Origin of the sequence: Streptomyces sp. Je 1-79, assembly GCF_025195125.1 — a bacterium.
Lineage (GTDB): Bacteria > Actinomycetota > Actinomycetes > Streptomycetales > Streptomycetaceae > Streptomyces.
The window spans coordinates 209,671-221,479 of the sequence record NZ_JAMGSL010000001.1; the positions used below are offsets into that span (position 1 = coordinate 209,671).

An 11,809-nucleotide genomic window follows, 5' to 3' on the forward strand; every position below is an offset into this window, starting at 1 on the left:
GCGGTGCAGCTGTCGCGCGCGGCGCCGGTGCGCCGGATCAGCTCGGTCCTCCCTCCGTCCACGCGCGGAGCTTCTCCGGGTTGCGGACCGCCCAGATGCGGGAGACGCGGTCATCGGTGACGCTGAACGCGGCCACCGTCACCGTGACGCCGGCGTGCTGCGCGACCAGGCCCGGCCGGCCGTTCACCGTCCGCTCCAGGAGCGTCAGCCCGGGGGCCTTGTCGGCGATGTGGATCAGGTACTGGGCGATGCGCCGGCTGCCCTCGACCGGTCGGAGAACGGTGCCCACCAGGCCGCCGCCGTCCGCGGTCATCGTGGCGTCGGGGTCGAGGAGGCCGACGAGGGCCTCGATGTCCTTCGCCTCCCACGCCTCCTTGAAGTCCCGTACCAGACCGGCCTGCCCGGCTACCGGGAGAGCCGGCGCCCGGGCGGCTCCGACGCGCCGGCGGGCCGACGATGCCAGCTGCCGACAGGCCGCGGGCGTCCGGCCGACGATCTCGGCGACCTCGGCGAAGGGGTACCGGAAGACGTCGTGGAGGACGAACGCCACACGCTCGGCCGGCGTCATCGACTCCAGTACGACGAGGAAGGCCATGTTCACCGACTCGTCCAGCGTGATCCGGTCGGCCGGGTCGGCTGGTTCGGTCCCGCCGCCCGCGCGCCCGCCGCCCCACTCCGTACGGTCGGGCAGCGGCTCGGGTATCCATGCGCCGACGTACCGTTCGCGGCGGACCCGGGCCGAGCCGAGCAGGTCCAGGCAGACCCGGCCGGCCACCGTCGTCAGCCAGGCGCCGGGCGACTCGATTCCCTCCCGCCGGTCGCGGGGCATGGCGTACCACCGGGCGTACGTCTCCTGCACGGCGTCCTCGGCCTCGGCCACCGAACCGAGCAGCCGGTAGGCGAGGTTGGTCAACCGGCGCCGCTCACCGACGACGGCGCTCAGCTCCGGCTCCGACGGGGTGATGCTCATGCCCGCGACCGCTCCCTCGTCCGCCGGTCCGCTTCCACTCCCGCTCGACCCCTTCGACGAAGACACGGCGCCGCACCGTGTGACCGACGCCGCACCTCACATTTCGCGGGCCCACTTCGTCGGACTGTCGAGACAGTACCGATCAACCGCCGCGAGGCAGAAGAGGGGACCACGACATGGCCACAGCCACCGTGACGACGACGCGGCGGAGAGGCGCCGCCTTCCTGAGGACCGCGATCGTCCTGCAGACCCTGGCCCTCTTCTTCCAGGCGGCCACCGCCGGACTGCTGCTGTCCTCCTCCCACGGCCAGGTGCTGCACGACGTCGGGTCGCGCGTGATGTACGGCGCGTCGATGCTGTACGTGCTCGCCGCGACCCTGGCGTGGCGGCCCGGCGGCGGGTCACCCCGCCCGATCCTGTACGCGAGCGGCTTCCTCGCCCTCGCTTCCGTCCAGGTGGTGCTGGGCATCGCCCACATGCCGACGCTCCATGTCCCGCTGGGCACCCTGATGTTCGCCCTCAGCGTGCTGACGCTGGGCCGGGCCGCCCGGGGGCGCCGCAGCGGTCCCGGCCCGGACGTCACGTCGCGTTGAGAACGGGTGGTCGGGTCGAGGCGGGAGGCGCGGACGGCCGGGTAGCCGCCCGGACGACGTCCAGGTGACCCTGAGCGGAAGGGGCGAGCCCCTGGGCCCTTACCGCTGCTCCCAGTTCCTGGGGGACTCACCAGGGCTGCCGTCAGAGTCCACGCCTGCGTGGGGACCGGAAGGCCCCCCATCTCGTCCACCGGCTACGGTGGGCGCATGTCCATCGTTCCGCCTGAGGTGGTGGCTTTCGTCGCCGAGGCATCCCGGCTGCCCGAACGGACGCTGGACGCGATCCGGCAGGCCGCCGCCGCAGCGATGGCGTCCGGGGCGTACGACCCTTCCGCCGTGCCCGGGCTTTCCGCCGCGGAGTTCAGCGCACTCAACAGACAGGTCCGTGACGCCTTCGCGCCGCGCGGCGAGGAGCTCAGCGCCGGACGCCCGGGCGGGCTGCGGTCCGCCATCGCCAGGACGACGCAGACCGCACAGGCGATCTGGAAGCGCGACCGGCTGACCGCCGACCAGTACGCCTCTCTCACCGGGACGTTCACGGCCCACGGCGTCCCGAGGACGACGCGGTGAGGCCGGCGGCCCCTGTTTCGGGGCTCGGTTCGCCTCCGGGCGCCTGAGCCGGGCTCACGACCCCGACCGTGCTCGCCTCCCTCGTTCCTCGGGAGGCTCCGCGCGCTCGAGGTCGTTCCCCCGGCGCGCCCTTCGGCTCCGAGGGGCCGCCGGCCGGTGTGCTCTGCCCGACCGCCGGGGCTAGAAGACGCTCACGCCGTACGCGCTGAGGGCCTCCGTCACCGGCTGGAAGAACGTCGTGCCGCCGCTGGAGCAGTTGCCGCTGCCGCCGGAGGTGAGGCCGAGCGCGGTCGTGCCGGAGAACAGCGCGCCGCCACTGTCACCGGGCTCGGCGCAGACGTTGGTCTGGATGAGGCCGTAGACGATGTCGCCCCCGCCGTAGTTGACCGTGGCGTTGAGGCCGGTGACCGTTCCGCCGCGCAGTCCTGTCGTGCTCCCGCTGCGCTGCACCGACTGTCCGACGGAGGCGTTGCCCGCGCCGGTGATGTCGCGGTAGCTGCCGTTGTAGAGGTAGACCCGGCCGTCGGCGGCCGAGGCGTTGGAGTGGCGGATGATGCCGTAGTCGTTGGTCGGGAAGCTGGAGCCCGCCCGGGTGCCGAGCACGGTGGTGTTGGCCGAGTTGGTGTACCAGGTGCTGCCGATGTTGGTGCAGTGACCGGCCGTCAGGGCGTAGTAGGTCGAACCGCTGCGGACGTTGAAGCCGAGTGAGCAGCGCCCGCCGCCCGCGTAGATGGCCTGACCTCCGGCGATGAGCTTGTTGAAGGTGCCGGGGGTCCGCTTGATCTCCAGGTCGGCGGCGCGGTCGCCGGCCGCCTTCCTGATCTTGGCGATCTCGGCGGCGGAGACGGTGGAGTCGGCGGTCAGGACGACCTTCCCGGTCGCCTGGTCGGTGTACCACGCGGTGCCGGGTACGTCCGCCCCGCGCACGGCCTGGTCGGTGACGGCGAGTTGGGCGGCGGTGGCCCGGACGTCCTCGACCGTCGCCGCGGACGACATGGGGGCGGCAAGCGCTGAGGCGGCGAGCAGCGCGGAGGCCACGGCGATCAGCCGTGCGCCCTTTGCGACGCCGCCGAGGGGGGACATGCGCTTGAGGTTCACTACATCCTCCGGTGGGAGAGTGGGGGGCTCGCTGGGTGGGCGAGGCCTGGTCGCTGAGCCGGCAGGCCGGGCGCGGAGGGGTGGCTCGGATCCCCTCCGCCATGGACCTGTCAATCTCGGCAGGGGAATCCTCGAATCCGGGAGGCCTCGGCGGCAAGAACGCCTTTCGGCCGATCTACGCGCGTTCAGGTGGTCCGCGGTGTCGTGCGTGTCGCGCGCGACCGGGCCGATCGCGGTGGTCGGCGCGGTAGGGCGGGTGGGTGCAAACGCTTGCGGCGATTTGCTGACGCCCTTTCAGGAGTCCGCGGCTGGGGGCTCACGGGCCCCCGCGCGCCGGGAGGGGGAAGCGGAAGGATGCGCCCCGTTTCGCCAGTTCAGCCACCGGGGGTCCCCGTTCACGCGCCTCCCACAGCCCACGGGCCGCGCGCCGTCGGCACGGAGCCCCCGGCCGTTCGCGGGAGGAGTAACGGACGCACAGATCCGGTCACGGCATCGGAGTGGGCGGGGGAGCAGGGGTGGCCACGCGCCTGGGGCGGAGGGAGAACGTTCAGGGCCGGCGGGTGCCAGTGGTACAGGCGCGGGCGCGCCCCAATGCCGTAATCGTTCCCTCCGTCCCGGCCGTGCGGGTGTCCGGTTCCCGTCGTGGCACGGGGTCGCCGGCCGGGGTGAGCCTTCAGGAGCGCACCCCGGCGTCGCCGGGCCCGCCGTGCGCAAAGGCCTGCCGCGTGCCGGGCGTCCGGTCGTCAGAGCGCCGCGTACACCGCCTCCAACAGGGCCATCTTGCGCGGGTCGTCCGCGATGTGGGGGCCCATGCGGTTCATCACGTAGCCCAGGGACACCCCCGATTCCGGGTCCGCGAGGCCGCAGGACCCCCCGAAGCCGTCGTGGCCGAAGGCTCGCGGGTTGGGGCCGTAGGAGGCGTTGGGGCCACTGAGCCAGAGGCCGAGGGCGCACTCCGTGTCGTGGGGGAAGCCCGCGCCCAGCACCAGGTCGCGGCAGGCCCCCTGCCCCTCGCGGGCCCGTTCGGCGGCCGCCTCGGAGAGGATCCGCCGCCGGCCGGCCCGGCCGCGCCCGGCGAAGACGCCGTACAGCTGGGCGACCGCGCGCGCCGTGCCGTGACCGTTGGCCGCCGGCAGTTCGGCGGCGCGCCACTCGGGGCTGTTGGCCTGGGTGGCGCCGACGAGCGGGTTGGCCAGGGCGGCCTGCGCGGCGGGGTCCAACTGGGCGAAGAGGGCGGCCTGTTGACTGGCGGAGGAGGTCGGAGGGTGCACCAGCTCGGCCGCCCGGTCCGCCTCCTTCTCCGGCAGGCCGATGGTGAAGTCGATGTCGAGGGGACCGGTGATCTCATCGCGGAGAAAGGTGCCGGGCAGCCGTCCGGTGACGCGCCGGATCACCTCGCCGACCAGGAAGCCGTACGTCATGGCGTGGTACCCGGAGCGGGTGCCCGGTTCCCACCACGGCTCCATGGCGGCGAGTCGGGCGGTCGTCACCTCCCAGTCGTAGAACTCCGCGAGGGTGAGCGGCTCGCGCAGACCGGACAGCCCCGCGCGGTGGGAGAGGAGATGGCGTACGGGAAGGGAGTCCTTGCCCGCCGCACCGAACTCGGGCCAGTACGAGGAGACCGGCGCGTCCAGGTCGAGCAGCCCGCGGTCCGCCAGGAGGTGGGCGCAGAGCGCGGTCACGCCCTTGGTCGTGGACCAGACGTTGACGACGGTGTCGCGTTCCCAGGGGCGCGTGCGAGCGCCGTCCGCCCAGCCGCCCCACAGGTCGACCACGGTCTCGCCGTGGACCTGGACCGTCACCGCGGCGCCGAGTTCGTCCCTCGTACGGAAGTTGGCCTCGAAGGCGTCCCGTACGGCGGCGAAGCGAGGGTCGCAGTGGCCTTCGGGTGCGGGGACCGGTGAACGGGCCGGGTCGGTCTCGGGCATGAGGTCCTCCAGGGGCGCTCGGCAGTGCACCGCAACATACCGACTGGTCGGATGGGAGGGAAGGGAGCGGGCGCCCCGGCGGTGCCCGGCCTCGGCGTTCGCCCGGTCGGTCGATCCGTGTTGCCGAGAAGGGCGGTGGCCGGTTGCGTGGACGGCACGGACGAAGTGCGGCGCCGGAAAGCCCGCTCCGCGGCAGAAGCGAGGTCCCTCGTGCCCGGCTACCCACCGATCGCGGACCACGGACTGATCGGCGACCTCCAGAGCGCCGCCCTGGTCTCCGCCGACGGCGCGGTCGACTGGTTCTGCGCACCCCGTTTCGACTCGCCGAGCATCTTCGCCTCCCTGCTCGACAAGGACCGCGGTGGCCACTTCACCATCGCTCCCGCCGGGGACGACGTGACCGTGCGCCAGCTCTATCTGCCCGACACCGCCGTCCTGATCACCAGGTTCCTCACCCCCGAGGGCGTGGGCGAGGTGGTCGACTTCATGCCCGTGGACGACAACCCGGACGTGGCCACCGACCGGCACCGCATCGTGCGGGCGATGCGCGTGGTGCGCGGGACCCTCACCTTCGACGTGCAGTGCCGGCCTCGCTTCGACTACGGGCGGGGCGCGCACACGCTCAGCCTGGAGGGCGGCGACGCCGCCACCTTCCACGGCTCCGACCTCGACGTGCACCTGCGGAGCAGCCTCCCCCTGGAGGCCGACGGCGAGGACGTCCGCGGCTCCGTCACGCTCCGGCAGGGCGAGGTCGCCGGAGTCGTCCTGGAGACCTCCTCCCCGGGAGTCCCCGCCCCCGAACCGGTGACCGTACAGTCGGTGGAGGCGGAGTTGAGGCAGACCCACGCCTTCTGGCACCGGTGGATCCGCCGCTGCCGGTACCGGGGCCGCTGGCAGCACATGGTCAACCGTTCGGCCATCACCCTCAAACTGCTCATCTACGCCCCGAGCGGCGCTCCGATCGCCGCGGCCACCATGGGGCTGCCCGAACAGGTCGGCGGTGAGCGGAACTGGGACTACCGCTACACCTGGATCCGCGACGGGTCCCTCTCGGTGCGTGTCCTGCTCGACCTCGGGTACGTCGAGGAGGCGGACGCCTTCCGCCGGTGGCTCGGCGAGCGCTTCCGCGCGCCCCGCCGGCCCGGCGCCGAGCCGATGCAGATCATGTACCGGATCGACGGTGACCCCCACCTGACCGAGGAGACCCTGGACCATCTGGCCGGGTACCGCGACTCCTCTCCCGTACGGGCGGGGAACGGCGCGGCCGACCAGCTGCAGCTCGACATCTACGGGGAGGTCGCCTACGCGATGACCCACTCCCCGGATCTGGCCGATCTCGCCGGCTACGAGGGATGGCAGGCGTTCGCCTCGGTCCTCGACTGGCTCTGCGACACCTGGGACCGTCCCGACGAGGGCATCTGGGAGACCCGTGGCGGCCGGAAGCGCTTCACGTACAGCCGTCTCATGTGCTGGGTCGCCCTCGACCGCGGTATCCGCCTCGCCCAGCAGTACGCGCGCCCGGCCGACCTGCACCGCTGGACGGCGCAGCGCGACGCGATCCTGACCCAGGTGATGGAGCGCGGCTGGAACCCCGAGCGCTCGGCCTTCGTCCAGCACTACGACAGCGAGGTGCTCGACGCGTCCCTGCTGCTGATGCCCCTGGTCGGCTTCATCTCCCCGAAGGCCACCCGGTGGCTGTCCACACTGGACGCCATGGACCGCGAGCTCGTCACGGACAGCCTGGTCTACCGCTACAACCCCGAGGCGTCCCCCGACGGTCTGCGCGGCGCCGAGGGCACCTTCTCGCTCTGCAGCTTCCTCTACGTCGAAGCGCTGGCCCGGGCGGGCCGGCTCGACCAGGCCCGCTACGCCATGGACAAGATGCTCACCTACGCCAACCATGTCGGACTCTTCGCCGAGGAGATCGGCCCGACCGGCGAACAACTCGGCAACTTCCCGCAGGCGTTCACCCACCTCGCCCTGATCACGGCGGCGATCGCCCTCGACGAGGAACTCGACAAGGCCGACGAGCGCCATTGAGGGCCGCGGCCCTTTGCCCTCCTTCGCCGTACCCGGCCGGTCTCCGTACCGCCCGGGTGAGCCGCGTCTCACCGGGGCGGCCGCGCTTGCCTATGCAACGAGTTGCATAGAAGGATTCGGGTGTGGCGATCGAACACGCGATTCTTGTGTCCCTGCTGGAGCAGCCCGGCTCCGGCTACGAGCTGGCCCGGCGCTTCGAGCGGTCCATCGGGTACTTCTGGACCGCCAGCCATCAGCAGATCTACCGCGTGCTGAAGCGGATGGAGAGCGAGGGCTGGGTCGACGTCCAGGACGTGCCGCAGCAGGGCCGTCCGGACAAGAAGGAGTACTCCGTCGCGGCCCTCGGACGGACCGCCCTCTCCACGTGGCTGCACGAGCCCATCGAGCCGGAGAGCGTCCGGCACGACCTCGCCGTGAAGATCCGGGGTGCCGCCTTCGACGATCCCGCGGCGCTGATCGGCGAGGTCGAGCGGCACCGGCGCGCGCACACCGAGCGCCTCGCCCGGTACCTCGCGGGCGAGGAACGGGACTTCACCGGAGCCCAGGCTCCACCCGGTGCGGCCGACGGCACGCCCGACGCGGGGCGGGAGCTCCAGCACGTCGTGCTGCGCGGTGGCATCGCGTACGAGCGGATGACGCTCGACTGGCTCGACGACGTCCTCGCCACCCTCCACAGGCTCCGCGCCGAGCGCCCGTAGCCCGCCGACGCCGCACGGCCGTCCGCCACCACGCCCGAGGCGTGCACGCGACCCCTCGCCGCCACCCCCACGCCCCCCAGGACCACCCGCAGGACCACCCGCAGGACCACCCGCCGGCAGGACCCACCGGCCGGCGTCACCCCCTTCCGACCCCTCTCGACCCTCTCGCCCACGGATGGAAAGACGGAGCACATGGCCGACTCGCTGCTGTTCAACCCGCACACCTACGCCCCGGCGCACTTCGACCCCGAGACCCGCCGACTGCTGCGCGCCACCGTCGACTGGTTCGAGTCGCGCGGAAAGCGCCGGCTGATCGAGGACTACCGGACCCGTGCCTGGCTGGCCGACTTCCTCGCCTTCTCCGCCAAGGAGGGACTCTTCGAGACCTTCCTGACGCCCTCTGCCGAAGCCGCCGAGGGGGAGGGGGACAAGCGCTGGGACACCGCCCGTATCGCCGCCCTCAACGAGATCCTCGGCTTCTACGGCCTCGACTACTGGTACGCCTGGCAGGTCACCATCCTCGGCCTCGGCCCCGTGTGGCAGAGCGACAACGAGACCGCCCGCGCCCGCGCCGCCGAACTCCTCTCCCAGGGCGAGGTGTTCGCCTTCGGCCTCTCGGAGAAGTCCCACGGCGCCGACATCTACTCCACCGACATGCTCCTGGAGCCCGACGGCGCGGGCGGCTTCCGGGCCACCGGCTCCAAGTACTACATCGGCAACGGCAACGCGGCCGGACTCGTCTCCGTCTTCGGCCGCCGCACCGACGTCGAGGGCCCCGACGGCTACGTCTTCTTCGCCGCCGACAGCCGCCACCCGGCGTACCACCTCGTCAAGAACGTCGTCGACTCGTCCAAGTTCGTCAGCGAGTTCCGACTGGAGGGCTACCCCGTCGCGGCGGAGGACGTCCTGCACACCGGACGCGCCGCCTTCGACGCCGCCCTCAACACCGTCAACGTCGGCAAGTTCAACCTGTGCACCGCCTCGATCGGCATCTGCGAGCACGCGATGTACGAGGCCGTCACCCACGCCCACAACCGCATCCTCTACGGCCGCCCTGTCACCGCGTTCCCGCACGTGCGGCGCGAGCTGGCCGACGCGTACGTCCGGCTCGTCGGCATGAAGCTGTTCAGCGACCGCGCGGTCGACTACTTCCGCTCGGCCGGTCCCGAGGACCGCCGCTACCTCCTCTTCAACCCGATGACGAAGATGAAGGTGACGACCGAGGGCGAGAAGGTCATCGACCTGATGTGGGACGTCATCGCCGCCAAGGGCTTCGAGAAGGACAACTACTTCGCCCAGGCGGCCATCGAGATCCGCGGCCTCCCGAAGCTGGAGGGCACGGTCCACGTCAACCTGGCGCTGATCCTGAAGTTCATGCGGAACCACCTCCTGGACCCGGTGGCGTACGAGCCCGTCCCGACCCGCCTGGACGGGGCGGACGACACCTTCCTCTTCCGCCAGGGCCCGGCCCGCGGTCTGGGATCCGTACGCTTCCACGACTGGCGCCCGGCGTACGACACGTACGCCCACCTGCCGAACGTCGGCCGCTTCCGCGAACAGGCCGACGCGCTCTGCGAGTTCGTCGCCACCGCGGCCCCCGACGAGGCGCAGAGCCGCGACCTCGACCTCCTCCTCGCGGTCGGCCAGCTCTTCGCGCTCGTCGTCCACGGCCAGCTGGTCCTGGAGCAGGCGCACCTCACGGACCTCGACGAGGACGTGCTGGACGAGCTGTTCGCCGTCCTCGTACGGGACTTCTCCGCGCACGCCGTCGAGCTGCACGGCAAGGACTCCGCCACGGAGCAGCAGCAGCTCTGGGCGCTGGGGGCCGTCCGCCGCCCGGTCGTCGACGAGGCCCGCTCGGGCCGGGTCTGGCAGCGCGTGGAGGCGCTGTCGGGCGCGTACGAGATGGCCGAGTAGCACTCTCCGCCCTCCCCGCTCCCGGCCCCTCGGGGCCGAGAGCGGGGAGCCCGCCCCGGCCCTCGGGGTCGACGCAGTCCTGACGGCGTCAGAGACCGCGCCAGGGCCGGGGATCGCGCCGGCCCTGCCACCGCAGGTGCTGGGTGGGCCCTCAGCCCACCCAACGCCGCAACAGCTCTTCCCTCAGGGCTCCCCGCGGTGACCCGCCCTCCCACGCGCGGCCCCACTCCGACATAGCGGCCAGCGTCGTGACCATCGTCGCGGCGCCCTCCGTGAGGCGGGCCAGGAGAGCCTGGGAGAGGTCGGCCTCGGCCTGGGAGTAGCCGACGGCAGCGGCCACGTAGGCCGACAGCTCGCTGTCGCCGTCGTGGGAGGCCACGCGCAGCGTCATCATCGCCGGAGCCCCGCCCGCCGGGCCGGGGCCACCGGGCATGGCCAGGTTCACCACCGTGTCCAGAGCCATTTCCGTGACCGCGCCGATGTGCCGCTTCAGGGACTTCACGGGAACGTCCGCCATCGTCAGGGCGTGCACGTCCTCCCACAGGTACATGCCGGACTGCCCGTCCCCGAGAGCCACCAGGCCCTCGGGGGTGAGGCGTACCCCCGGACCCGGGCCGGTCGGCTTCGCGCCCACGTACACGTCGCCCTCGGCTATCCAGAACAGGCCCACCATGGCCATGGGTCGCTCACTTCCCCCGACGACGGCGTCGCCGTCGTGTCGTACATCGAACGATCAGGTCGTCCGCAGCAACGCGCGAGGAAGCCGGGGAGTTCCCCACCTCGGGGAAGCCGAGAAGCCGACGACGGCGCCGGACGGCTTCCTGGGGACAGCGGGCCCGGTGCGGCGTACGCTCGGCCGAAGAGGCCCTCGGCGAGCCGGACCTGCACGAAGGTGTCGAAGGGCCCTGACCGCGCCTCCCCGACCTGGAGGAACGATGACCGCGCTCGGTGATCTGATCGAGGTCGACGACAGGACGGTGCTGGTCCTCGGGCAGGGACTGGATGTCGCGCGGGGGCAGCCGGACGTCGCCAACGCCCTCGTCCACCGGGCCGGCGACACGCTGGTGCTGGTGGACACCGGTGCCACGGAGGTCTTCCGCACGGCACTGCGCGGAGCGGCTGACCGGGTCGGGCCCTGGTCCCGGGCGCTGGTGCTGACCACGCACGGCCATCCCGACCACATCGCCAACAACGACCTGGCCGACGAGCTGGGCGTACCCGTCGAGCACTACGTCCCCGCCCCCGATGTCGAGCAGATGCGGGACCCGACGTCGTACTGGGTGCGGTCCTTCGAGCGCATCGCCGGGTTGGCGCCGCTGCCCGCGCCCGCACAGGCGGCCGACATGGTGGTGTCGCTCTTCCGGCCGATGCGGCCCTTCGGCGCGACGACCCGGACCTACGAGGAGCGGCCGCTGGAGCGGATCCGGATCGGCTCGCTGCGGTTCACCGGCTGGACCTTCATCGACGGCGCGGTCCGCGTGCTGCGCAGCCAGGGGCACTGCGCGGGGCACGTGATCGTGCAGCTCAGGGAGTGCGGTGTCGTTCATCTGTCCGACGAGGGCAACGGAGCCTGCGGCGCGATGGCCGACGCCGACCAGCTCAAGATCCAGACCGTGCTCGGCGCGGTCGCTCGCCTCTTCCAGGAGGGGGAGGCCGCGCTCCTCACCGACGGGCACACCTTCACCGTCCGCCGTGCCACCGAGGCGGTGGCCCATCTGGAGGGGCTCCTGGAGCAGGCCACCCTCCTGCAGGCGGCGGCGCTCGAACTGACCAGGGGCACCAGGCAGGTTCGGGCGAGCGAGTTCGCCGCCCGCTTCGGGGAAGCCATGACCGAACTGGGCGTCGGCGGCGCCAATCCGAACGCGATGTTCACGGCCATGATGGTCGTCAACCAGCTCCGCGAGCTCGGGCTGCGGCCGGAGTCCGGCGACATCGACCCGCTCTGGTCCCGGCCCGCACCCCAGGCCCAGGTGTCGGACTCAGCGACGTAGGGGC

The 11,809-nt window shown here is 72.3% G+C and carries 10 protein-coding genes; 6 read left to right on the top strand and 4 right to left on the bottom strand.

The features are described from left to right. Positions 1-37: 37 nt before the first annotated feature. Positions 38-970: an RNA polymerase sigma factor SigJ gene (gene sigJ / locus M5362_RS00855; protein ID WP_260225250.1), complete on the bottom strand. Its 933-nt coding sequence runs from the start codon at positions 968-970 to the stop codon at positions 38-40. A 176-nt stretch (positions 971-1,146) separates the two neighbouring features. Between sigJ and M5362_RS00860 the strand changes: the two genes are divergently transcribed. Both M5362_RS00860 and M5362_RS00865 read left to right on the top strand, forming a co-directional pair. Next, entirely contained in the window at positions 1,147-1,563 is a 417-nt protein-coding gene (locus tag M5362_RS00860) for a hypothetical protein (RefSeq protein ID WP_260225251.1), read from the top strand. A 207-nt stretch (positions 1,564-1,770) separates the two neighbouring features. Then, positions 1,771-2,133, top strand: a complete 363-nt coding sequence (locus M5362_RS00865; protein WP_260225252.1) for a hypothetical protein — start codon at positions 1,771-1,773, stop codon at positions 2,131-2,133. Between the two features lie 180 nt (positions 2,134-2,313). Here the strand turns inward: M5362_RS00865 and M5362_RS00870 are convergent, their stop codons facing one another. Together M5362_RS00870 and M5362_RS00875 are read right to left on the bottom strand one after the other, a co-directional pair. After that, positions 2,314-3,231: a S1 family peptidase gene (locus M5362_RS00870; protein ID WP_260225253.1), complete on the bottom strand. Its 918-nt coding sequence runs from the start codon at positions 3,229-3,231 to the stop codon at positions 2,314-2,316. Positions 3,232-3,974: 743 nt separating this feature from the next. Continuing rightward, positions 3,975-5,159, bottom strand: a complete 1,185-nt coding sequence (locus tag M5362_RS00875; RefSeq protein ID WP_260225254.1) for a serine hydrolase domain-containing protein — start codon at positions 5,157-5,159, stop codon at positions 3,975-3,977. Between the two features lie 210 nt (positions 5,160-5,369). Between M5362_RS00875 and M5362_RS00880 the strand changes: the two genes are divergently transcribed. From M5362_RS00880 to M5362_RS00890, 3 genes are all read left to right on the top strand, one after another. Beyond that, positions 5,370-7,199 carry a glycoside hydrolase family 15 protein gene (locus M5362_RS00880; RefSeq protein WP_260225255.1) on the top strand — a complete coding sequence of 610 codons (1,830 nt, stop codon included), beginning with the start codon at positions 5,370-5,372 and terminating at the stop codon, positions 7,197-7,199. A 122-nt stretch (positions 7,200-7,321) separates the two neighbouring features. Then, the gene (locus M5362_RS00885; protein WP_260225256.1) at positions 7,322-7,897 is read left to right on the top strand and encodes a PadR family transcriptional regulator; all 576 of its coding nucleotides are present in this window, start codon (positions 7,322-7,324) and stop codon (positions 7,895-7,897) included. 192 nt (positions 7,898-8,089) lie between these two features. Continuing rightward, positions 8,090-9,814, top strand: a complete 1,725-nt coding sequence (locus M5362_RS00890) for an acyl-CoA dehydrogenase family protein (RefSeq protein ID WP_260225257.1) — start codon at positions 8,090-8,092, stop codon at positions 9,812-9,814. 151 nt (positions 9,815-9,965) lie between these two features. Here the strand turns inward: M5362_RS00890 and M5362_RS00895 are convergent, their stop codons facing one another. Next, entirely contained in the window at positions 9,966-10,493 is a 528-nt protein-coding gene (locus M5362_RS00895) for a hypothetical protein (RefSeq protein ID WP_260225258.1), read from the bottom strand. Between the two features lie 256 nt (positions 10,494-10,749). On the opposite strand from M5362_RS00895, the gene M5362_RS00900 reads away from it, so the two are divergent. Further along, on the top strand, positions 10,750-11,805 hold the full coding sequence (locus tag M5362_RS00900) for an MBL fold metallo-hydrolase (RefSeq protein ID WP_260225259.1): 1,056 nt from the start codon (positions 10,750-10,752) through the stop codon (positions 11,803-11,805). The last annotated feature ends 4 nt before the right edge of the window (positions 11,806-11,809 follow it).